Below are 23,337 nucleotides of genomic sequence, written 5' to 3'. Positions count from 1 at the left end.
GCGGTCTCTTTTGATGCTGGCCGTATGCACGGCCGGCAATTACTTCACAGGGATCACGAATCAGCCGGGGCAGTAGCCACGCAGCCTGCCGGGGTGTACTTGGTGTCGTCCGCTGGGAATCCGCTGGTCACGCAGGTGTAGATGCCGCTGGTCGAGCGATGCAGCGCGATGGTCGGTGCGTCGCCGATACGGCCCGGGTTATTAATGGTGCAGGTCAGGACAGCGGTGTTGGCGCCTGGTGCAGCAGCAACGATCCCGCTGCAGTTACCGGTCGCGGCGGACAGGCCAGCTTTTTTGAGGTAGTCCTCGCCGTCAGCATCCGAAGGCATACCTTCGACGACGGCCATTTCGAAACCGGTCTTGCCTGCGGCGATGTCAGCGTAGGCAGCAGCAGCCTTCGACTTGGCGATGTAGTCCTGGTAGGCCGGGATCGCCACGGCAGCCAGGATACCGATGATCGCGACGACGATCATCAGTTCGATCAGGGTGAAACCGCCTTCAGCTTTCTTGGTTTGCATTTGCTTGATGTTCATTTCTATCTCTCCAGGGTGGTGTTTCGGGTAATTGGGTTACTGCTTGTTGCCACGCTTTCCTATATGCAAGGCGTGTGCCAGCCCGAAAAATGCTGATTTTATTAGCAGGGAGATAAGGAAACGCCGTGCCAGGACAGGTTTTGGCTTGAGCGGTGACAAAATTTGTCACTTGAGCTCAGCAATTTTTGTCAGCTGAACAGTTTATGGAACGTAATTTGTCATGCATACCAAACGCGTTGGTCATGGCATGCCAAAAATTTACCGAGTGGTAAAAAAAACGGGGAGCTCGCGCTCCCCGTCCTCGTCGACCGTGAACTGGTCAGATTACAGCATGGCCTTCAGCAGGCGCGCCATTTCCGACGGGTTCTTGGTGACCTTGATGCCGCAGGCTTCCATGATTTCCAGCTTGGCTTGCGCGGTGTCGGCGCCGCCCGAGATCAGCGCGCCGGCGTGGCCCATGCGCTTGCCCGGAGGCGCGGTGACGCCAGCGATGAAGCCGACGACCGGCTTCTTCATGTTGTCCTTGATCCACTGAGCAGCGTTCGCCTCGTCCGGGCCGCCGATCTCACCGATCATGATGACCGCGTCGGTGTCAGGATCGTCGTTGAACATGCGCATCACGTCGATGTGCTTCAGACCGTTGATCGGGTCGCCGCCGATGCCGACTGCCGACGACTGGCCCAGGCCCAGGGCGGTCAGCTGGCCGACTGCTTCATAGGTCAGGGTGCCCGAGCGCGACACGACGCCGATACGGCCCTTCTTGTGGATGTGACCCGGCATGATGCCGATCTTGATCTCGTCCGGGGTGATCAGGCCTGGGCAGTTCGGGCCCAGCAGCAGGGTCTTGGAGCCGGCCTTGGCCATGCGATCCTTGACTTCCATCATGTCACGGACAGGGATGCCTTCCGTGATGCAGATTGCCAGGTCCAGCTCGGCTTCAACGGCTTCCCAGATGGCGGCGGCTGCGCCTGCCGGCGGAACGTAGATCACCGACACGGTGGCGCCGGTTTCCGACTTGGCTTCCTTGACCGATGCGTAGATCGGGATGCCTTCGAAATCTTCGCCGGCTTTCTTCGGGTTCACGCCTGCCACAAAGGCTTCACGGCCGTTCGCGTAGTCGCGGCACATGCGGGTGTGGAACTGGCCGGTCTTGCCGGTGATACCTTGGGTGATGACTTTGGTGTCTTTGTTAATCAGAATCGACATTTTTATTTCCTTCGCGAATTAGGCTTGGCCAGCGGCAGCGGCAACGACCTGCTTCGCTGCGTCTTCCATGGTGTCGGCGGAGATGATCGGCAGGCCCGAATCGGCCAGCATCTTCTTGCCCAGGTCTTCGTTAGTGCCCTTCATGCGGACGACCAGCGGCACTTGCAGCGACACGGCCTTCGATGCGGTGATGACGCCTTCGGCGATCACGTCGCAGCGCATGATGCCGCCGAAGATGTTGACCAGGATGGCTTTCAGGCCCGGGTTCTTCAGCATGATCTTGAATGCTTCGGTGACCTTTTCTGCGGTCGCACCGCCGCCCACGTCCAGGAAGTTGGCCGGCTCGCCGCCGAACAGCTTGATGGTGTCCATGGTGGCCATGGCCAGGCCGGCGCCGTTCACCAGGCAGCCGATGTTGCCGTCCAGCGAGATGTAGGCCAGGTCGAACTTCGATGCTTCGACTTCAGCCGGATCTTCTTCGTCCAGGTCGCGGTAGGCGACGATTTCCGGGTGACGGAACAGGGCGTTCGAGTCGAAGTTGAACTTCGCGTCCAGGGCGATGACCTTGCCCGAACCGGTCAGGATCAGCGGGTTGATTTCAGCCAGCGATGCGTCGGTTTCCCAGTAGGCCTTGTACAGGCCTTGCAGGTTGGTGCGCGCGTCGACGATCGACGCTTCCGGCACGCCGATCTTGCGGGCGACGTCGTCGGCCTGCTCATCGGTCAGGCCGACCGACGGTTCGATCACGACGTTGTGGATCTTTTCCGGGTTGCTGTGCGCGACTTCTTCGATGTCCATGCCGCCTTCCGACGAGGCCATCAGCACGACCTTCTGGGTGACGCGGTCGGTCACCAGGGAAACGTACAGTTCCTTCTTGATGTCAGCGCCTTCTTCGATCAGCAGGCGGCGGACTTTCTGGCCTTCCGGGCTGGTCTGGTGCGTGATCAGCTGCATGCCCATGATCTGGTCGGCGTATTCCTTGACCTGTTCCAGCGACTTGGCAACCTTGACGCCGCCACCCTTGCCGCGGCCGCCTGCGTGGATCTGCGCCTTGACGACCCAGACCGGGCCGCCCAGCTCTTCAGCTGCCTTCACGGCCTCTTCCACGTTCATGCACGGAATGCCGCGCGGAACGGTCACTCCGAATTTTCGGAGGATTTCTTTGCCCTGATACTCATGGATTTTCATGCTGGCTTCCCTTCTTATCTATGTACTGAATGAGTAATACGGTTGAATTACAAAATGACAAACAGCGAATCCTAACCCGACACGGCTTTGATCGACCAGCGGGGATAGTAGGTGGCCACGGCCGGTCCGTCGCTGCGCAGCGCATGGCAACGGTCGAGCTCGAAAGGCCGTTCGGCCGCGCTTTTATTCGCATCTGCGTCGGCGCCGCCGCGATCGTCGAACACGTCGTCGGCGTAGGCCTGCAGCGCTGCGGTAGGCAGCACCTGGGCCAATTCGGTCAGGTGGGTGCAGCCGAGCACGCCGGACAGGCGGTCTTTCAGGTGCAGCCGGAAGTGGTTCATGAGCGACAGGCCGACCAGCTTTTTGTAAGCAGGGCCGATGGTCTCGCAAAAACCGGGATACGGAACGGAATCGGACGCGGCTTCGGCGTCCACGATGGTCAGCTTGCGGTCGATGGTGACGCGCAGCTTGAGGTCGTGTACAGGCATGCCGCCCGGTCGATCACCGGAAGGCAGCGAAATGTCACGGGTTTTGACGTCGCGGATACTGGCGTCCAGATCCCACAGGCCATCGTCGCGCGCATAGGCTTCGACGGTGATGGCGCGCGTATGCCGGAGCGAGCGCGATACGGGAGGAGACAGGGGCATAAAAACCAATGCCGCTTACGCGGCGGTTAGTGGTGCAGCCAGTGTGCTTCATGCACGTTGCCGTAGCTTCTACGACAACAACCGCTCATGCGGCGCTGCTTAAACCGTGAAAGTTTAGCACACGGCGTTGGCGGTTGCACTGCAACAGCGGCCTTTTTGCTGCACTGCAGGCAAGATCGGACGGGTTTCTTGCTGAGCCGTCAATATTACTTTGGCTGGACGGGTCTGGCGGGTTGGCAAGACCAATCTCGACAGCGGCGCGCCGCACAGGCTCCGTAAACGCACAGCGCCAGCGTGCAGCGCCATCGTCCGTTGAGGAATATGCCTGGGCATATCGGGGATGACGCTCCACGCTGGCGCCGGAGCATGCTTCTATATAGAAGAAGCGCAATGATCGAGGGTGATACATCAGGCCTGCGGCCACGCCTGGCATATCGTCAGAGCAAGCCTGGGGCCAGGCCGGCTCGTCAGGGCAACAGGCTCGAACTCCAGCCTGTTTACAGCTCGTCGTCGTCGGGAGCGCCCTGCATTGCGATCCGTGCAGCGCGTTGGGAGAAACCACGCTGCAGCATGAAACGCATCTGCTTGGCACGCTCAGCCGCATCGGCGGCGACGGTGCCGAACTTGCGCCGCCAGACTTCGGTGGCGCGTGCGGTTTCGCTGTCGGCGAGCGCGGCCTTGATCTCGTCCAGCGCTTCGCCGTTGACGCCGTGGCTTTGCAGCTCGGCCATCACGCGGCTGTTGCCGAAGCGGCTTGCCTTCCTGTTGATCAGGGATTCGGCAAAACGCTCCTGCGACAGCCAGTTGTTCTTCTCAAGGAAATCCAGGAGGGCTTCCACGTCATCGCCCTCCTCGGCATAACGGGCCAGCTTGCGCCCCAGCTCGAGCCGGCTGTGCTCGCGCATCGAGAGATAACGCAACGCGCGCGCCTTGAGGCTCAGCTGGGGTGCCGGCATCGACTACTTCCGCGAACCGGCGATTACTCGCCGACTGCCTTCAGCTTGTCCTTGCCGCTGTCTTCGACAGCAGCAAGGACCGGCGGCAGTTCGCGCACGCCCAGCGCAGCACGGACCTTGTTCTCGATTTCGCGTGCCAGTGCCGGACGGTCTTTCAGGAACTGGCGGGCGTTGTCCTTGCCCTGGCCGATGCGTTCGCCGTTATAGCTGTACCACGAACCCGACTTCTCGACGATCTTGTTGTCGGCGCCCAGGTCCAGGATTTCGCCTTCGCGCGAGGTGCCTTCTCCGTACAGGATGTCGAAGTGGGCTTCCTTGAACGGCGGCGCGATCTTGTTCTTGACGACCTTGACCTTGGTTTCGTTACCGATCACTTCGTCGCCCGACTTGATCGAGCCGGTACGGCGGATGTCCATGCGCACGGAGGCGTAGAACTTCAGCGCGTTACCGCCGGTGGTGGTTTCCGGGCTGCCGAACATCACGCCGATCTTCATACGGATCTGGTTGATGAAGATGACCAGGGTATTGGTACGGTTGATCGAGCCGGTCAGCTTGCGCAGCGCCTGCGACATCAGTCGCGCCTGCAGGCCCGGGAGCGAGTCGCCCATGTCGCCTTCGATTTCGGCGCGCGGGGTCAGTGCCGCCACCGAGTCGATGACCACCAGGTCGACCGAGCCCGAACGCACCAGCGCGTCGGTGATTTCGAGGGCTTGCTCGCCGGTGTCCGGCTGCGAGATCAAGAGCTCGCCCAGGTTGATGCCCAGTTTCTGCGCGTAGGTCACGTCGAGCGCGTGCTCGGCGTCGATGAAGGCGCAGGTGCCGCCCAGTTTCTGCATCTGGGCGATGGTCTGCAGCGTCAGGGTGGTTTTACCCGACGATTCCGGACCGTAGATCTCGACGATACGGCCGCGCGGCAGGCCACCGACGCCCAGCGCGATGTCCAGGCCCAGCGAGCCGGTGGAAACAGTCTGGACTTCCTCGACCGGTGCGCTGGTGTCCATGCGCATCACCGAGCCCTTGCCGAACTGCTTTTCAATTTGCGCCAGGGCGGCGGCCAGCGCCTTGCCCTTTTCAGCGGCGTTTACTGCGGTTTTTTTGTCGTCCATGGTGTACTTTCAGCTGTGGAGTAGGCAAGGTAGGGGCGCTACCACGCAAATCAAGGTCACTACTGTATAAAAACTCAGTGGTTTGAACAAGCGAAATCAAGCCACTACTGTATATAAATCCAGTGGTTTAGGCAAGCGAAAAAAGTCGCCGTGTTGTTATCCGTAAGACTCGCATTGTTGCGATAAATCAAACACAATAGGGCCTGTCAAAGGTCTAACGAATACTGAGGTAGCCCCATGCGAATTCTGCTCGCCGAAGATGATAGCGTACTTGCCGATGGGCTAACGCGTTCCCTGCGCCAGTCCGGCTATGCCATCGATTGCGTCAAGAACGGCCAGGATGCCGATACGGCATTGTCCACCCAGGAGTTCGACCTCCTGATCCTCGACCTCGGCCTGCCCAAGCTGTCCGGCCTGGAAGTGCTGCGCCGCCTGCGCGCGCGTTCCTCGCTGCTGCCGGTGCTGATCCTCACCGCCGCCGACTCGGTCGAGCAGCGCGTCGAGGGTCTCGACCTCGGCGCCGACGACTACATGGCCAAGCCTTTCGCCCTGTCCGAGCTGGAGGCGCGGGTGCGCGCCCTCACCCGCCGCGGCGCCGGCGGCGGCCCCGCCGTGGTGCGCCACGGCCCGCTGGTGTACGACCAGGTCGGCCGCAGCGCCTACATCAACGACCAGATGCTCGACCTGTCGGCGCGCGAGCTCGGCCTGCTGGAAGTGCTGCTGGCGCGCACCGGGCGCCTGGTCTCCAAGGAGCAGCTGGTCGACCACCTGTGCGAATGGGGCGAGGAAGTCTCGAACAACGCCATCGAGGTCTACGTGCACCGCCTGCGCAAGAAAATCGAGGTCGGCGGCGTGCGCATCGCCACCGTGCGCGGCCTTGGCTACTGCCTCGAGAAATACTCAGACGCCCCGCGCGCCCCGGTCCAAGAGAACAAGTGAACGAGCACGAACGCGGCCTTGCCGACAAGCCGCCAAGCGCGGGGCAGGACCCGTTCGCGCCCTTCCAGGCGGGCCAGTACCAGCCCTGGATCCCACCCAATCCCGAGCCCGACGAGAACATCCGCCATTCGCTGTTCGGCGAGATCCTCGACTGGATGCTGGCCCCGCTGCTGCTGTTGTGGCCGATGAGCATCGCGATCACCTACCTGGTGGCCAAGTCGATCGCCAACCAGCCTTTCGACGACGCGCTGGAAGACCGCGTCACCGTGCTGTCGCAGCAGATCCGCACGGTGGCCGGCCGGCCCGAGGTGCAGCTGCCCGGCAGCGCGACCGACGTGCTGCGCGCCGACGACGTCGACAGCGTCTACTTCCAGATCAGCGGGCCGGACGGCGCCCACCTCGACGGCGACCGCGACCTGCCGCGCCCGCGCAAGGGCATGCTCGAGGAAGGCGCCCATGGCGGCGCCGTGCTCTTCCGCAATGACAACATCCACGGCACGCCGGTACGCGTCGCCTACTCCTGGGTCAACCTCGATCCGCTGCGCGCCCGTCCGGCGGGCACGCCCCCCAGCCTGGCCCTGGTGCAGGTCGCCGAAACCCTCGACAAGCGCGCCCACCTGGCCAACGAGATCATCAAGGGCGTGATCCTGCCCCAGTTCATCATCCTGCCGGTGATCCTGGCGCTGGTCTGGTTCGCGCTGTCGCGCGGCCTGTCCCCGCTGGCCGAGCTGCAGGAGCGCATCCGCGCGCGCCCGCAGGACGACCTGTCGCCGATCGACCCGCGCCAGGTGCCGGAAGAGATCTCGCCGCTGGTCGGCTCCTTCAACGACATGCTCGAGCGCCTGGCCCAGACCGTCGAGATGCAGAAGCGCTTCATCGCCGACGCCGCGCACCAGATGAAGACCCCGCTGGCCGGCATGCGCATGCAGTCCGAGCTCGCATTGCGCCAGGTCGACCCGGGCGAGATCCACCGCTCGCTCGAGCAGCTGGCCAAGAGCTCGGAATCGGCCACGCGCCTGGTCAACCAGCTGCTGGCCCTCGCCCGCGCCGAGAACCAGCCGCATGCCGGCCTCGCTTTCGAGGAAATCGACCTGGCCCAGTTGGCCCGCGCCACCGTGCAGGACTGGGTGCAGGCCTCGTTCGCGCATGGCATCGACCTCGGCTACGAATCTCCCGATGCGCCCGCGCACGAAACCCTGCATATCGCCGGCAACGCGCTGATGCTGCGCGAACTGCTGTCGAACCTGATCGACAACGCGTTGCGCTACACCCCGCAGGGGGGCAGCGTGACGGTGCGCGTGCGCCGCGACGGAGAACACGCCCTGCTCGAGGTCGAGGACACCGGTCCCGGCATCGCGCCGAGCGAGCGCGCCAACGTGTTCGAACGCTTCTACCGTATCCTCGGCAGCAACGTGCAGGGCAGCGGCCTGGGGCTGGCGATCGTGCGCGAGATCGCGCAGCAGCACGGCGCCGAGATCGACATCTTCAACAACCCGCGCAGCCACTCGTCCAAGTATCCCGGCAGCCTGTTCCGCCTGACCTTCCCGCCTCCTGTCCATGAACCCATCGATGCCGACTGATTCCCCGCCTACGCCGAGCGATCCGCACGCGCGCCTGGCCGCCGCCCGCGCCGCGCACTGGCAGGCGACACGCCGGCTGACCGCGGCGCTGCTGGTGGTGTGGCTGTGCACCGGCTTTTGCACCGTGTTCTTCGCGCGCGAGCTGTCGCGCTTCACCCTGTTCGGCTGGCCCATGTCCTTCTACATGGCGGCTCAAGGAGCGTCGCTGGTGTCGCTCGCCGTGATCGTGTTCTACGCCTGGCGCATGCGCCGGCTCGACCGCCTGTACCCGGACGCCGCGCGGGAGAGCGCATGAGCGCGAACAAGCCGCCCTACTTCCGCAAGCTGTCGCGCTACTACCTCTGGTACACCGCCTGCTTCGCCCTGTTCCTGCTGGCGCTGGCCCTGCTCGAGCAGGAAGGCATGCCGCGCCTGTGGATCGGCTACATCTTCATGTTCGCGACCATCGTCCTGTACGCCACCATCGGCGTGGTGGCGCGCACCTCGAACGTCACCGAATACTACGTGGCCGGGCGGCGGGTGCCGGCCCTGTTCAACGGCATGGCCACGGCGGCCGACTGGATCTCGGCGGCCAGCTTCATCAGCCTGGCCGGCGGCCTGTACCTGTACGGCTTCGACGGGCTGGCCTACATCATGGGCTGGACCGGCGGCTTCGTGCTGGTGGCCCTGCTCATCGCGCCCTACCTGCGCAAGTTCGGGCAATACACCATCCCCGATTTCCTGGCGGTGCGCTACGGCGGCGGCGCCGGCGGGCGCGGCGGGCCGGTGCGGGCGCTGGCGGTGGCCGCCACCATCCTGGTCTCGTTCACCTACGTGGTGGCCCAGATCTACGCGGTTGGCCTGATCGCCTCGCGCTTCACCGGCGTCGATTTCTCGGTCGGGATCTTCCTGGGCCTGGCCTCGATCCTGGTCTGCTCGTTCCTGGGCGGGATGCGCGGCATCACCTGGACCCAGGTGGCGCAGTACATCATCCTGCTGGTCGCTTTTTTGATCCCGAGCATCTGGCTGGCGGCCAAGCATGCCGACAACCCCATCCCCCAGGTGGCCTACGGCTCGCTGTTACAGAAGCTGGCGGCGCGCGAGCAGCAGCTGGAGAAGGACCCGCGCGAGGAACAGGTGCGGGCCGAGTTCCGGCGCCGTGCCGACGAATACGCGGTGCGCCTGGCCGCCCTGCCGGCCTCGTGGGAGACGGGCCAGCTGGAAGCGCAGCGCAACCTGGCCTCGGTACGCGCCAGCAATGCCTCGCTGGTCGAGGTGCGCCAGGCCGAGCGCGCCATGAACACCTATCCCGGTTCGGCCGACGAGGCGCGCGCCCTGTGGCTCGAGCAGCGCGACGCCAACCTGGCGCGCGCCCGCCCGCCGGTGCCGCACACGGTGCCCTTCCCCGGCGCCACCGAAGAGGAATCGGACAAGCGCCGCAACAACTTCCTGGCCGTGGTGTTCTGCCTGATGTTCGGCACCGCCGCCCTGCCCCACATCCTGATGCGCGCCTACACCACGCCCTCGGTGAACGAAACCCGGGTGTCGGTGTTCTGGACCCTGTTCTTCATCCTGCTGATCTACCTGACCATCCCGGCGCTGGCGGTGCTGGCCAAGTACGACATCTACACCGCGCTGGTGGGCAGCGATTTCTCGTCGCTGCCGACCTGGGTCTCGTACTGGGCCAGCGTGGACAAGGTCAGCCCCCTGCTCAGCATCGCCGACGTCAACCGCGACGGCGTGGTGCAGCTGGCCGAGATCGCGATCGACGCCGACGTGCTGGTGCTGGCGACGCCCGAGATCGGCGGCCTGCCCTACGTGATCTCGGGCCTGGTGGCGGCCGGCGGCCTGGCCGCGGCGCTGTCCACGGCCGACGGCCTGCTGCTGGCGATTTCCAACGCGCTGTCGCACGACGTGTACTACAAGATGGTCGATCCGGGCGCCTCGACCCAGAAGCGGGTGACGATCTCCAAGCTGCTGCTGCTGGCGGTCGCCTTCATCGCGGCCTATACCGCCTCGCAGAAGCCCGCCGACATCCTCTCCCTGGTCGGCGCGGCGTTCTCGCTCGCCGGTTCGACTCTTTTCCCGGTGCTGGTGCTGGGTGTGTTCTGGAAGCGCGCCAACCACATGGGAGCGATGGCGGGCATGGTCACCGGCTTCCTGGTCTGCCTGTGGTACATGCTGCGCGCCAGCCCCACCCTGGGCGGCAGCCTGGACCAGTCCTGGCTAGGCATCCAGCCGCTGGCGGCCGGCGTGTTCGGGGTGCCGGCGGGACTGCTGGCCACGGTGATCGGCAGCCTGCTGAGCGCACCGCCGAGCCATGCGAGCCTGGGCATGGTGGATTACATCCGGGCGCCCGAGGAAGAGACGGCGGGCAAGCCCTGAGGCGTATGCGCCACGGCAGGCATGCCGTATGCATGACATCGGTATTGCGGGTGTTTTTCCGATGGCAAGACTGTTATTGTCGAGCGGCTGCGGGAAAGCGTCCCGCGTCCAAGACGACAACCGAACAGAGATCCATGCACACTTCGTTACTCCGCTCCCTGCGCTGCGCTGCACTCGCCTCCGCCGTCGCACTCGCCTGCACCCTGCCGGTCCATGCCGATGCGCAGGCGCCGGTCCCGGCTGCGCTGCCGTCCATCGCCAGCTTCTTCGGCAATTCCCCATTCGGCGGCGCCGTGCTGTCGCCGGACGCCCACTTCCTGGCCGTGCGCCTGGGTGCGCCAGGCAAGCGCGACTCACTGGCCATCGTCGACCTGTCGAACAACAGCGCCAAGGTCATCGCCTCCTACGACGATGCGGACGTCGGCGACATCCGCTGGATCAACAACGAACGCCTGGTCTTCACCACCCAGGAAAAGAACGTCGGCCTCGGCAACAAGCGCTACGCGCCCGGCCTGTATGCGATCAACCGCGACGGCCAGAAGTTCGTCGAACTGGCGGACCGCACCGGCTGGCGCAGTACGCACGGCACCCGCGCCACCCGCAAGGTCCTACCCTGGCATACCTACCTGCTTCCTCAGGCCGGCACGCGCGACTCCGACTACGTGTATGTCATGAATGCCAATTTCGATACCGCCGGTGAAGTGCGCAGCTTCGACCTGCTGCATCTGAATACGCTGACCGGCTTCACCCAGACCGTGCCCCGGCCGGGCAACGTACGGAGCTGGATGCTCGACCACAAGGGCGAGCCACGCCTCGCCACGGCTTTCGAGAAAGACACGATCACCCTGCATTACCGCGACCCGGCCAGCGGCGCCTGGCGCGTGCTGGCCAGCTATCCCGCCTACGGCGACGGCAGCAAAGCGCTGCAGCCGCTCGGTTTCACCGCGGAAGGCAATCTGTACGTGCTGGCGCGCAGCGGCGGACGCGATACGACGGCGGTCCATATCTTCGACATCGGCACCGGCAAGATCGACCCGCAGCCACTCGTCATGACCGCGGGCTTCGATTTCGATGGCCGCCTGATCGCCAACCGCGACAAGGTGCTGGGCATCAGCTTCCGCACCGATGCGGTATCGAACGAATGGTTCGACCCTCGCATGAAGACGATACAGGCCGAGCTGGACAAGCTGCTGCCGGCCACGATCAACATGGTCACGGTGCCGGCGAAAAGCGAATCGCCCTGGGTGCTGGTATTCTCCTACTCGGATGCCATCCCCGGCACCTACTCACTGTACAACATGCAGTCCAAGCAGCTGAACAAGGTCGCCGACTTCAAGCCGGACATCAAGCCCTCCCAGATGGGCCGCCAGCAGTTCGTACGCTACAAGGCGCGCGACGGCCTCGAGATCCCAGCCCTGCTTACCCTCCCGCCGGGTGGCGTGAAGAAGAACCTGCCCATGGTGGTCATGGTGCACGGCGGCCCCTACGTGCGCGGCGGATCGTGGGGCTGGAGCCCGGATTCACAGTTCCTGGCCTCGCGCGGCTACGCGGTGCTGGAACCCGAGTTCCGCGGCAGCCTGGGCTTCGGCATCAAGCACTTCAAGGCCGGCTTCAAGCAATGGGGCCTGGCGATGCAGGACGACATTGCCGACGGCGTGCGCTGGGCGGTCGGCCAGGGCATCGCCGATGGAGCGCGCGTATGCATCGCCGGGGCTAGCTACGGCGGCTACGCCACGCTGATGGGGCTGGTGAAGGATCCGGACCTGTACAAGTGCGGCATCAACTGGGTGGGCGTCACCGACATCAACCTGCTGTACAACGGCGGCTGGAGCTTCACCAACGACACCTCGGACGAATTCAAGGCCTACGGCATGCCGGAAATGATCGGCGATCCGGTCAAGGACGCGGCCCAGTTCAAGGCGACGTCCCCGATCGAGCAGGCCGCCCGCATCACCCAGCCGGTGCTGCTTGCCTACGGCGGTGTCGACCAGCGCGTGCCGATCAACCACGGCACGCTGTTCCGCAACGCGCTTCAGAAGACCAACAAGAACGTCGAGTGGGTCGAGTATCCGGAAGAAGGCCATGGCTTCGCACTGGAGAAGAACAACGTCGACTTCTGGGGCCGGGTCGAGCGCTTCCTCGACAAGCACATCGGCGCAGGCGCGGCGAAATAGCAAGACAAGACAGCAGACAGGAACGGACGCTCCGGCGTCCGCCAATAACGACAAGCTGAACCGAGACCATGAACCCCGCCTCATTCACACCCTGCGCGCGGCTATGCCTCGTGCTGGCGGCGGCCAGTGTCGCCATCCTACCGTCGCACGCCCAGGACGCGCCGCCGCCGGTCGAAACCTTCTTCTCGAACCCACTGCTCGAGCGCGCCGAGCTGTCACCGAGCGGCCGCTACCTGGCTGCGCTGTCGGGGGCCCCGGGCCGGCGCGACATGCTCGTCGTCGTCGACCTGAGCGACAACAAGCCCAGGCTGGTGGCCGGCTACACGGACGCCGACGTGTTCCAATTCCAATGGGTGAACGACAAGCGCCTGCTGTTCAACCTCACCGACAAGCAGGTCGGTCCCGGTGGACGCCACCTCGCCAGCGGCCTCTATGCGGTCGACCGCGACGGCGCCAAGCTGCGCCAGCTGGCGCACCGGCGCAGCATGCAGGGGGTGGTGGCAGCCCCATCGCTGGGCGACCGCCGCATGCTGCCCTGGCACACCTTCATGCTGGGCCAGCGTGGCGCGCAGGATTCTGACAAGGTGTACGTGACCAGCATCGAGCTCGCATCGCGCTTCGATGTCCGGACCGTGAACCTGCTGCACCTCGATACCGTCACCGGCCGCGCGCAAACCGTACAGCGTCCCGGCCCGGTGGACGCCTGGCTGCTCGACAATGCGGGCGAGCCGCGCCTGGCCGTCAACAGCGAAGACGGCAAGACCACCTTCCACTATCGCGAGCCATCCGGCGGCGCCTGGCGCACCATCGCGCGATACGCCACCTACGACGGCGACGCTCCATTCTCGCCGGTCGGCTTCGGCAGCGACGGCACGCTCTTCGTGCGTGCCAGCCTCGGCAAGGACACCACCGCGCTGCACCGCTTCGACATGGCAAGCGGCAAGGTCGTTCCCGAGCCGGTGGTCGTCACCCCGGGCTACGACTTCAATGGCGCCCTGGTCGGTCGTCCCGGCAAGCTGCTCGGCGTGCGCTACGAGACCGATGCAGTCGGGCACGTCTGGTTCGACCAGGACATGCAGGCAGTCCAGCAGAAAGTCGACCAGCTCATGCCGGGCACGATCAACATGATCACGGTGCCGGCGCGTCCCGAAACGCCCTGGGTGCTGGTCGCCTCCTACTCCGACCTGCGGCCGCTGGCCTACAACCTGTATAACCTGGAGACCGGCAAACTCAATCCGGTCGGCAAGAGCCGCGAGGGCATCGACCCGCGCCGCATGGCACGCCAGGACGCGGTGCGCTACAAGGCGCGCGACGGCCGCGAGATCCCGGCCCTGCTCACGATCCCGGCAGGTGGCAAGAAGAACCTGCCGCTGGTGGTGCTGGTGCACGGCGGCCCTTACGTGCGCGGCAATCGCTGGGGCTGGGATCCGGAGACGCAATTCCTTGCCTCGCGCGACTATGCGGTGGTGGAGCCGGACTTCCGCGGCAGCCGCGGCTACGGCCAGGCGCACTTCCAGGCAGGCTGGAAGCAGTGGGGCCTGGCGATGCAGGACGACATCGCCGACGCCGCGCGCTGGGCCATCGCGCAAGGCATCGCCGACCCGAAGCGCATTAGCATCGCCGGCGCCAGCTACGGCGGCTATGCTGCCCTGATGGGCCTGGTCAAAGATCCCGAGCTCTACAAGTGCGGCATCAACTGGGTGGGCGTCACCGACATCAACTTGCTGTACGACGGACACTGGAGCTTCGAGTCGGACCTGCAGGAAGACTTCAAGGTGCACGGCATGCCGGTCCTGATCGGCGACCAGGTCAAGGACGCCGCCCAGTTCAAGGCCACTTCGCCGATCGAACAGGCGGCGCGCATCACCCAGCCGCTGCTGATGGCCTATGGGGCGGTGGACCGGCGCGTGCCGCTCTACCACGGCACCAAGCTCCGCGACGCGGTGAAGAAGCACAACCAGCAGGTCGAATGGGTCGTCTACCCGGAGGAGGGACACGGCTGGAGCCAGCCGGCGACGCGCTTCGATTTCTGGACGCGGGTCGAGAAATTCCTGGCGACGCACATCGGGGACAAGGCTGCGCAGTAGTCCCCAAAAAACAAAACGGGCGCCGCGGCGCCCGTTCCTGCGTCAATCGACCGCGATTTACTGCACGACGGTCTGCGCCTGGCCTTCTTCGCGCGCGCGGATCTCGCCGATGCGGTACACGGTCTCGCCGGCCGCCTGCAGCTGCGCCATGGCGGCATCCGCGTTTTCCTTCGAGACGATCACGGTCATGCCGATGCCGCAGTTGAACACGCGGTGCATCTCGGCGTCGGCCACGCCGCCGTGCTGCTGCAGCCACTTGAACAGCGGCGGCATTTCCCAGGCCTTGGCATCCAGCACCGCGGTCAGGTTCTCGGCCAGCACGCGCGGGATGTTCTCGACCAGGCCGCCACCGGTGATGTGCACCAGACCCTTCACTTCCATCGACCCCATCAGGGCCAGCAGCGGCTTGACGTACAGGCGGGTCGGCGCCATCAGCACGTCGGCCAGCTTGCGGCCGTGGAAGTCGGCTTCCAGGTCGGGATTGGCGACCGAGATGATCTTGCGCACCAGCGAGTAGCCGTTGGAGTGGATGCCCGACGAGGCCAGGCCCAGCACCACGTCGCCCGGGACGATCTTGCTGCCGTCGATGATCTGCGACTTCTCGACCGCGCCGACGGCGAAGCCGGCCAGGTCGTATTCGCCGTCCGGGTACATGCCCGGCATCTCGGCGGTCTCGCCGCCCAGCAGGGCGCAACCGGACTGTTCGCAGCCTTCGGCGATGCCCTTGACCACGGCGGTGGCGGTCGCCACGTCCAGCTTGCCGCAGGCGAAGTAGTCGAGGAAGAACAGCGGCTCGGCGCCCTGCACCAGGATGTCGTTGACGCTCATCGCGACCAGGTCGATGCCGACCGTGTCGTGGCGATTCAGCTCGAAAGCGAGCTTGAGCTTGGTGCCGACGCCGTCGGTACCCGACACCAGTACCGGTTCCTTGTACTTCTTGCTGATCTCGAACAGCCCGCCGAAACCGCCGATGCCGCCGAGCACGCCTTCGCGCATGGTGCGCTTGGCAAACGGCTTGATCGCTTCGACCAGGGCATCGCCTGCGTCGATGTCGACACCGGCGTCGCGGTAGGAGAGGGAAACATTAGATGGTTGGCTCATGGTATTTGGCAGCGGAGGCGGTAAAATAGGGGGCGGCAGACCGTCAAACCTTGGTCAATCCGCTATTTTAGCAAAACGGCCCCGTGTCCAAGCCATGTGTGCCCATTTGCATACCATTGTTACCTATTTGAATGCCGATTTTGTTGGCAGAACCGCCAAGAGAACAAGAACAAGCATGCCAATTCTCCTGAGCCCGAAGCGATGAAACAGCTGGTGCTCGATTTAGGCGCCGAGCCGGCGCACAGCCTCGACACCTTCCAGGTGGGCGAGAATGCCGAACTGGCGCACCTGATGCACCAGTTCGCGCAGCGTGCTTCGCGCGAGCATTTCGCCTACCTGTGGGGCGACACCGGCGCCGGCAAGACCCACCTGCTGCAGGCGCTGGCCGCCAGCCCGGCCTCGCGCTACATTCCGTTCGACGCGCCGAAAGACCAGTTCGTCCACAGCCCGGACGTCACCCTGTACCTGCTGGACGATACCGACCGCCTGTCGCCCCGGCGCCAGATCGACGCCTTCGCCCTGTTCAACCAGATCCGCGAGCACGGCGCCTACATGGTGAGCACCGGCCCGGTGCCCCCGGCGGTGCTGGGGGTGCGCGAGGACCTGCGCACGCGCATGGGCTGGGGCCTGGTCTACCAGATCAAGGGCTTGTCGGACGACGAAAAGATCGCCGCGCTGACCCAGGCGGCCGAAGCGCGCGGTTTGACGCTGTCGGCCAGCGTGTTACCCTATTTGTTGTCTCACTTCAAGCGCGACATGCGGTCGCTGGCGACGATGCTGGACGCCCTCGACCAGTATTCGCTCGAGACCCAGCGCCCCGTCACCGTACCGCTGCTGCGTGATTTGTTGCTGCAAGAAAACCAGCAGTCGGAACCCAAAGAATGAAAAACCTTGCGCTGTTCGACCTCGACCACACCCTGATGCCGATCGATTCGGATTACGAATGGGGCGAGTTCCTGGTCCGCATTGGCGCGGTGGACGAAACCGCCTTCCGCCGCCGTAACGACGAATTCTTCGCCCAGTACCAGGCCGGCGTATTGGATCCTGTCGAATACCTCGAGTTCGCCCTCGGCACCCTGGCGCGCTTCCCGCGCCCGGAACTGGACGCGATCTACGCGCGCTACATGGCGGAAGTCATCGAACCCGCGATCAGGCCGAAGGCGCTGGCGCTGGTGCGCCAACACCAGGACGCCGGCGACCTGGTGGCCATCATCACCGCCACCAACCACCACATCACGGCGCCGATCGCGGCGCGCTTCGGCGTCGAGCACCACATCGGGGCCATGCCGGAGTATGACGCGGCAGGGAACCTGACCGGCAGGCTGCTCGGCACCCCGACCTCGGGCCCCGGCAAGATCACCCACATGCACGCCTGGCTGGAGCGCCTCGGCAAACGCTTCGAGGACTTCGAACGCTGCCACTTCTACAGCGACTCGCACAACGACCTGCCGCTGCTGTCGATCGTCAGCCACCCGGTCGCCACCAACCCGAGCGCGAAGCTCGCCGCCCACGCGCAATCGCAGGGTTGGCCAACTATCCATCTCTTCAATGATTAAGAAATTCATCCGCAAGATCCTCGGCGTGAAAGACGACGGCCGCGACCCGACCCAGCCGGTCATCCTGGGACCGGAAGAGCACAAGATCGACCCGCGCCTGGTATCGCGCAACGCAATCACGGTCACCCAGACCCTGCAGGAAGCCGGCTTCAAGGCCTTTGTCGTCGGCGGCGCCGTGCGCGACCTGCTGCTGGGCGTGAAGCCCAAGGACTTCGACATCGCCACCGACGCCACGCCCGAGCAGGTCAAGCGCCTGTTCCGGCGCGCCTTCATCATCGGGCGCCGCTTCCAGATCGTGCACGTGATGTTCGGCCAGGACCTGCTGGAAGTGACCACCTTCCGCGGCAACGGCAGCGACAACGCGCCGAAGGATGAACACGGCCGCGTCCTGCGCGACAACAACTTCGGTCCCCAGCACGAGGACGCGGCGCGCCGCGACTTCACCATCAACGCCATGTACTACGACCCGGCCACCCAGACGGTGCTGGACTACCACGGCGGCATCGAGGACATCCGCGCCAAGCTACTCCGCATCATCGGCGTGCCGGAAGCGCGCTACCGCGAAGACCCGGTGCGCATGCTGCGCGTGGTGCGCTTCGCGGCGAAGCTCGGCTTCACCATCGAGCCGACCACGCGCGCCCCGATCCCGGTCATGGCCCCGCTGATCGACAACGTGCCGGCCGCGCGCGTGTTCGATGAGATGCTCAAGCTCCTGCTGTCGGGCCACGCGCTGGCCTGCCTGAAGGAGCTGCGCTCGGCCGGCCTGCACCACGGCCTGCTGCCGCTGCTGGACGTCGTCTTGGAACAACCGATCGGCATGAAGTTCGTGACGCTCGCCCTGGAATCGACCGACGGCCGCGTCAAGGCCGGCAAGGGCGTCTCGCCGGGCTTCCTGTTCGCCTCGCTGCTGTGGCACCAGGTGCTGGAAAAGTGGAATGCCTACCGCGCCGCCGGCGAAGCACCGATTCCCGCCCTGCACCTGGCGGCCGACGACGTGCTGGGGACCCAGACCGAGAACCTGGCCCTGCAGCGCCGCATCGCCACCGACATGCGCGACATCTGGGCCATGCAGCCGCGCTTCGAGCGCCGCACCGGCAAGGCCCCGTTCAAGCTGCTCGAGCACCCGCGCTTCCGCGCCGGCTACGACTTCCTGCTGCTGCGCTGCGAATCGGGCGAGCTGCCGGGCGAGGTCGGCGAATGGTGGACCGCGTTCTATGCGGCCGAAGGCGGCGAGCGCGAAGCCCTGCTGGCGGCAGCCAGCCAGCGCGACCGCGGCGAAGGAAGCGCGAAGCGCAAGCGCGCGCCGCGCCGCGGTCCGCGCCGCCGCAACGAGGGCGAAGGAGCGCAAACCCCGCAGGGCGGCGGCGAGGAATGATCGCCTACGTCGGCATCGGCGCCAACCTGGGCGACGCCCGGGCCAACGTGCTGGACGCGCTGCGCCGCCTGGCCCTGCTGGACGGTTCGACAATCATCGAAACGTCCGGGCTGTACCGCACCGCCCCGGTCGACTCGAGCGGCCCCGACTACATCAACGCGGTGGCCTGCATCGACACCGCCTTCGACCCTTTCGAGCTGCTCAAGGCGCTGCAGGACATCGAACAGGCGCACGGCCGCGAGCGCCCCTACCGCAACGCGCCGCGCACGCTGGATCTCGACCTGCTGCTGTACGGCGACCAGCAGATCGCCACCGACACCCTCACCGTGCCGCACCCGCGCATGCACGAGCGCGGCTTCGTGCTGGCGCCGCTGGCCGAAGTCAACCCCGATCTCGTGATCCCCGGCGTCGGCCCCATCCACGACTACCTGCCCCTGGTCGCCAGCCAGGCGGTCGAGAAGATCGGCTGAACCTCCATCCATGACCACCTTCCTGCTGCTCGCCGCTTCGAACATCTTCATGACGATCGCCTGGTACTGGCACCTGAAGGGCGGCATGCACAAGCCGCTGCTCACCGTCATCGTGATCAGCTGGGGCATCGCCTTCGTCGAGTACTGCCTGGCCGTCCCGGCCAACCGCATCGGCTTCGCCAGCGGCTGGAGCGCCGGGCAACTGAAGGTGATGCAGGAAGCGATCGCCCTGGTCGTCTTCGGCATCTTCATGGTGACCGTCCTCGGCGAGCCGGTCTCGTGGCGCCACCTCGCCGCTTTCGCCTGCATCATGGCGGCGGTGGGCTTCCTGTTCGTCGGCAAATAGGCAAGAAAGCCCGCTTCGAATCAAGAATCTGATTGTTTGTCGCGTCACGATCGTCAATACGATGCGCACTGAATAATCGAGATCAACAGCGTGAGCGTTTGGCGCGCACGGCTCTGCAAGCTCTCCGATCTGCCCGAGAATAAATACACACAGTGACGCCGCGTGAGCTCACTGGCAGGCAGATAACGATAACACCGGAGACAACATGAGCCACCTCGAGCGCCGCCCAGGCCGGCGCGCCCCTTCATTCCCCTTGACCGCCACCGCGCTTGCCGTGGCCGCCCTCTTCGGCCAGGCCCAGGCACAGGAACAGGAAGCGCCACCGCCCGAGAACACCGTGGTCGTGACCGGCTTTCGCGCCAGCCTGAACAGCGCCCTGAACGACAAGAAGAACGCCGACGGCATCGTCGACGTCATCAAGGCCGAGGACGTCGCCAAGTTCCCCGACGCGAACCTGGCCGAATCGCTGCAGCGCGTACCGGGCGTCTCGCTCGCGCGCGGCGACGGCGGCGAGGGCAAGCAGATCAGCGTGCGCGGCCTGAACGCCGGCTTCACGCGCGTGCGCATCAACGGCATCGAAGCCATTTCGGCCACCGGCGCCTCGGACATCAACGGCAGCACCAACCGCTCGCGCGCCTTCGACTTCTCGGTGTTCGCCTCCGAGCTGTTCAACAGCCTGGAAGTGCGCAAGACCTCGGAAGCGTCGATCGAGGAAGGCTCGCTCGGCGCCACCGTCGACCTGCGCGGCGCCCGTCCCTTCGACTTCAAGGGCGAAACCATCACCGTGGCCGGCCAGCAGACCTACAACACCCTGGCGCACCGCCCCGCCCCGCGCGCGACCGCGCTGTACTCGAACCGCTGGGACACCGGCATCGGCAAGCTCGGCTTCCTGGTCTCCGGCGCCTATTCGAAGCGCCACGCCACCGAGGAAGGCTACGAGGCGGTGGAGCTGCTGACCGCGAACTCGGACGGGGGCTTCTGCTCGCCGCTGGGCGCGAGCCCGCAGAATCCGGCCAACACCCCCGCGAAGGGCATCACTGCCGCCAACTGCGGCTTCAACCTGCCGCGCACCTCGACCAGCGCCGCCTACAACGACGTGTTCGGCCGCACCGACAACTACGGCGGCACGGTCGCCAACCCGGCGCCGGGCTCGGGCGCCTTCCACCCGCGCATCCCGCGCTACCGCCGTTCGGTGGCCGACTACGAGCGCGCCGGCCTGACCGCCGCCTTCCAGTGGCGCCCGCGCGCCGGCACCGAGCTCAATCTCGACCTGCTGGGCGGCGACTTCAAGAACGACCGCTACGACAACTACATCTCGGCCATCTCCTTCGGGCGCAGCCTGGCCGCCGCCAACGGCAAGCCGCAGACCTCGATCCTCGAGACTTCGTTCAACGGCAACGGCAGCTGGGAGTACGGCAAGTTCAACGGCGTGGACATCCGCTCGGAAGGCCTGCTGGACGTGAACAACACCAAATTCCGCCAGCACGTGTTCTCGGGCAGCCACAAGCTCACCGACACCATCAAGCTCGACTTCATGAGCGGCATATCGCGCTCGGATCTCGATTCGCCGATGCGCGCGACCGTGCAGATCGATTCGCCGAACGCCAACGGCTTCGTGTTCGACTTCCGCCAGAACCGCAACGTCCCGATCCTGAACTTCGGCATCGACGTGGCCAATCCGAACAACTTCAGCTGGGGCCCGGTCGATGCGGACGGCACCGTGCACGGCCAGTTCGTCGGCCGCAAGCTGGAGACCGGCAACCGCCTCAAGACCAATGCGGTGGGCGCCAGTTGGGAAGTCAACCAGAACCTGACCCTGCGCTCGGGGCTCTCGATGCGCGAGAACACCTGGACCAACCTCGAATTCGGTTCCGGCGCGCCGAACGGCCTGCCCAATCCGGCCGGCTTCCAGATGGCCAGCGTGACCCGCATGATCAGCAATTTCGGCCGCGGCCTGGAAGGTTCGGGCTACCCGAGCCAGTGGGTGGCGGTCGACCTCGACAAGTTCCGCAAGGTGTGGGACATCGAGTGCCACTGCGCCGCCGTGCCGGGCTCGGAATACCAGCTCCTGACCCAGGCCAACCGCCGCGTGGTCGAGAAGATCGATGCGCTCTACCTGTCGGCCGATTTCAACGTCGACGTCGGTCCGGTGACGCTGCGCGGCAATGCCGGCGTGCGCGCCGCCGAAACCCGCGCCACCGCCGCCGCCCTGGTGAACGGCGGCGGCACCCTCACCGAAGTCAGCATCGACAAGAAATACCGCGACTACCTGCCGGCCCTGAACCTGACCGCGCAGCTGCCGCACGACGTGTTCCTGCGCTTCTCGGCCGGCAAGACCCTGTCGCGGCCAGAATACGTCGACCTGGCGCCGTCCGCGACGGTGAACACCCAGGCCCAGACCGTCAGCATCGGCAGCCCGGGGCTCGATCCGATCCGGGCCAAGACCTACGACCTGCAGGCGGAGTGGTACTACGACAAGAACGCCATGGTCTCGGTCGGCTTCTTCCGCAAGGAGATCGACACCTACATCCAGCGCATCAGCGAACGCGTGCCCTACAACACCCTCGGACTGCCGGATTCCTTGCTCACCGGCGGCGGCAGCGGCTGCTCCTTGAGCGGCGGCACCCCGGCCTGTCCGACCCTGCCGGCGTCGGTGGTGACGGTGAGCCGCGCGGCGAATACGCCGGGCGGCCCGCTGAACGGCTTCGAGTTCAACCTGCAGGCGCCGTTCAACTTCCTGCCCGGGATGTGGAGCAACTTCGGCCTGCTGGCCAACTACACCCGCGTGAAGTCGACCATCACCTACATCACGCGCACCGCCACCCCGACCCTGCCGGCGCTGACGATGGACGCCAACCTGGTGGGCATGTCGCCGAAGGCCGGCAACCTGACCCTGTACTACGAGGATCCGAAGTTCAGCGCGCGCGTCTCGGCGGCGCACCGCTCGTCCTACCTGTTCAACGTGCTGGGCGACGTGAACGGCCACGACTACACTTTCGTGGACGGGGCGACCAACCTGGACTTCTCGATGTCGTACAACCTGACGCCGAACCTGCGCGTCAGCCTGGAAGGCTCGAACCTGACCGACGAACCGCTGCGCTACGGCCGCGATTCGCAGCGTAACGATACGCTGCTGTACGCCCACTCGGGCCGTACCTTCGCGCTGGGCGTGTCGTACAAGTTCTAAAGGGGGCTCAGGCCGGCGCCACCGGGCGCCGGCGCTGAATCAAGGGCGTGACCACGACCCGGCCGTCGCCCACGGCGATCTGCGCCTGGTCGACCAGCACCTCGTCGTAGCGGATCGCCAGCACGAAGCGCCGCACCCGGCCGTCGGGACCGATGTCGCGCTGGTCGTAGCTGAATTCCCAGCCGCGGCGTCCCCAAGCGATCGCGATGCCGACGACGCCATCGCGATCGCCGCGGCGCCAGGGAACGCCGGGGTCGCCCGCCTGCCGGGCGCCGGCGGCGATCTTCAGGTAATCGACCAGCTGGACAAGGTCGAACAGCTCGAACACCCGCGCCAGCGTCCGGTTGCGAAAACCACGCCATCCCGGCACCAGGAACCAGTGCGGGCAGGGCAGCTCGTCGAGATAGGTGTTCAGCGCCGTCCCGCACAGCACGCACTGGTTGTGGTGCATGCCAGCGCGGATGGCGGTACTCAGGCAAGCAAAGTCCATCGGGCTTCACGCCGCTCGGGCGTCCTCGTACG

The 23,337-nt window shown here is 65.4% G+C and carries 20 protein-coding genes; 12 read left to right on the top strand and 8 right to left on the bottom strand.

Annotation, left to right across the window (positions count from 1 at the left end; genetic code table 11):
- Positions 1-53 precede the first annotated feature (53 nt).
- The 6 genes from B2R83_RS09875 to recA all read right to left on the bottom strand — a co-directional run bounded on the left by B2R83_RS09875 (position 54) and on the right by recA (position 5,636).
- Entirely contained in the window at positions 54-533 is a 480-nt protein-coding gene (locus B2R83_RS09875) for a pilin (protein WP_285380110.1), read from the bottom strand.
- A 324-nt stretch (positions 534-857) separates the two neighbouring features.
- Positions 858-1,739, bottom strand: a complete 882-nt coding sequence (sucD, locus tag B2R83_RS09870) for a succinate--CoA ligase subunit alpha (protein WP_036213214.1) — start codon at positions 1,737-1,739, stop codon at positions 858-860.
- Positions 1,740-1,757: 18 nt separating this feature from the next.
- Entirely contained in the window at positions 1,758-2,927 is a 1,170-nt protein-coding gene (gene sucC / locus B2R83_RS09865; protein ID WP_036213217.1) for an ADP-forming succinate--CoA ligase subunit beta, read from the bottom strand.
- Positions 2,928-2,998: 71 nt separating this feature from the next.
- The gene (locus B2R83_RS09860; protein WP_036213220.1) at positions 2,999-3,574 is read right to left on the bottom strand and encodes a DUF2889 domain-containing protein; all 576 of its coding nucleotides are present in this window, start codon (positions 3,572-3,574) and stop codon (positions 2,999-3,001) included.
- Between the two features lie 497 nt (positions 3,575-4,071).
- On the bottom strand, positions 4,072-4,530 hold the full coding sequence (gene recX / locus B2R83_RS09855; protein ID WP_027865433.1) for a recombination regulator RecX: 459 nt from the start codon (positions 4,528-4,530) through the stop codon (positions 4,072-4,074).
- 23 nt (positions 4,531-4,553) lie between these two features.
- Entirely contained in the window at positions 4,554-5,636 is a 1,083-nt protein-coding gene (gene recA / locus B2R83_RS09850) for a recombinase RecA (protein ID WP_036213223.1), read from the bottom strand.
- A 237-nt stretch (positions 5,637-5,873) separates the two neighbouring features.
- On the opposite strand from recA, the gene B2R83_RS09845 reads away from it, so the two are divergent.
- The 6 genes from B2R83_RS09845 (at position 5,874) to B2R83_RS09820 (ending at position 14,780) form a co-directional block, all read left to right on the top strand.
- Positions 5,874-6,575 carry a response regulator transcription factor gene (locus tag B2R83_RS09845; protein WP_292040607.1) on the top strand — a complete coding sequence of 234 codons (702 nt, stop codon included), beginning with the start codon at positions 5,874-5,876 and terminating at the stop codon, positions 6,573-6,575.
- Complete coding sequence (locus tag B2R83_RS09840; RefSeq protein ID WP_036213229.1) at positions 6,572-8,155, top strand: sensor histidine kinase; 1,584 nt, start codon at positions 6,572-6,574, stop codon at positions 8,153-8,155. Before B2R83_RS09845 ends, B2R83_RS09840 begins: the two co-directional genes overlap by 4 nt.
- A complete protein-coding gene (locus B2R83_RS09835; RefSeq protein ID WP_051996750.1) occupies positions 8,145-8,450 on the top strand; it encodes a DUF4212 domain-containing protein in 306 nt (101 codons plus the stop codon). Before B2R83_RS09840 ends, B2R83_RS09835 begins: the two co-directional genes overlap by 11 nt.
- A complete protein-coding gene (locus tag B2R83_RS09830; protein ID WP_036213232.1) occupies positions 8,447-10,519 on the top strand; it encodes a sodium:solute symporter family protein in 2,073 nt (690 codons plus the stop codon). Before B2R83_RS09835 ends, B2R83_RS09830 begins: the two co-directional genes overlap by 4 nt.
- A 134-nt stretch (positions 10,520-10,653) precedes the next feature.
- On the top strand, positions 10,654-12,693 hold the full coding sequence (locus B2R83_RS09825) for an alpha/beta hydrolase family protein (RefSeq protein ID WP_292040599.1): 2,040 nt from the start codon (positions 10,654-10,656) through the stop codon (positions 12,691-12,693).
- A gap of 68 nt (positions 12,694-12,761) precedes the next feature.
- Entirely contained in the window at positions 12,762-14,780 is a 2,019-nt protein-coding gene (locus B2R83_RS09820) for an alpha/beta hydrolase family protein (protein ID WP_292040596.1), read from the top strand.
- 57 nt (positions 14,781-14,837) lie between these two features.
- Here the strand turns inward: B2R83_RS09820 and purM are convergent, their stop codons facing one another.
- Entirely contained in the window at positions 14,838-15,881 is a 1,044-nt protein-coding gene (purM, locus tag B2R83_RS09815) for a phosphoribosylformylglycinamidine cyclo-ligase (RefSeq protein WP_027866607.1), read from the bottom strand.
- A gap of 201 nt (positions 15,882-16,082) precedes the next feature.
- Between purM and hda the strand changes: the two genes are divergently transcribed.
- The 6 genes from hda to B2R83_RS09785 all read left to right on the top strand — a co-directional run bounded on the left by hda (position 16,083) and on the right by B2R83_RS09785 (position 22,815).
- Positions 16,083-16,766, top strand: a complete 684-nt coding sequence (gene hda, locus B2R83_RS09810; RefSeq protein WP_292040592.1) for a DnaA regulatory inactivator Hda — start codon at positions 16,083-16,085, stop codon at positions 16,764-16,766.
- Positions 16,763-17,437 carry an HAD family hydrolase gene (locus tag B2R83_RS09805; RefSeq protein ID WP_292040590.1) on the top strand — a complete coding sequence of 225 codons (675 nt, stop codon included), beginning with the start codon at positions 16,763-16,765 and terminating at the stop codon, positions 17,435-17,437. The genes hda and B2R83_RS09805 overlap by 4 nt, the downstream gene beginning before the upstream one ends.
- Complete coding sequence (gene pcnB, locus B2R83_RS09800; protein WP_292040587.1) at positions 17,430-18,812, top strand: polynucleotide adenylyltransferase PcnB; 1,383 nt, start codon at positions 17,430-17,432, stop codon at positions 18,810-18,812. Before B2R83_RS09805 ends, pcnB begins: the two co-directional genes overlap by 8 nt.
- Positions 18,809-19,282 carry a 2-amino-4-hydroxy-6-hydroxymethyldihydropteridine diphosphokinase gene (folK, locus tag B2R83_RS09795; protein WP_036213248.1) on the top strand — a complete coding sequence of 158 codons (474 nt, stop codon included), beginning with the start codon at positions 18,809-18,811 and terminating at the stop codon, positions 19,280-19,282. Before pcnB ends, folK begins: the two co-directional genes overlap by 4 nt.
- 10 nt (positions 19,283-19,292) lie before the next feature.
- Positions 19,293-19,628: a DMT family protein gene (locus B2R83_RS09790; RefSeq protein ID WP_036213250.1), complete on the top strand. Its 336-nt coding sequence runs from the start codon at positions 19,293-19,295 to the stop codon at positions 19,626-19,628.
- Between the two features lie 205 nt (positions 19,629-19,833).
- Positions 19,834-22,815, top strand: coding sequence for a TonB-dependent receptor (locus tag B2R83_RS09785; protein ID WP_292040581.1), 2,982 nt, complete (start codon positions 19,834-19,836; stop codon positions 22,813-22,815).
- Positions 22,816-22,822: 7 nt separating this feature from the next.
- Here B2R83_RS09785 and B2R83_RS09780 read toward each other — a convergent pair whose 3' ends face one another.
- Positions 22,823-23,266 carry a hypothetical protein gene (locus B2R83_RS09780; protein WP_292040577.1) on the bottom strand — a complete coding sequence of 148 codons (444 nt, stop codon included), beginning with the start codon at positions 23,264-23,266 and terminating at the stop codon, positions 22,823-22,825.
- Between the last annotated feature and the right edge of the window lie 71 nt (positions 23,267-23,337).

The sequence above is a fragment of the Massilia sp. UBA6681 genome, assembly GCF_002454935.1.
In the GTDB taxonomy this organism is placed as follows: Bacteria; Pseudomonadota; Gammaproteobacteria; order Burkholderiales; family Burkholderiaceae_D; genus Telluria; species Telluria varians.
The sequence above is the reverse complement of the archived record's forward strand: the minus strand, read 5'-3'. Positions and strand labels throughout refer to the sequence as shown.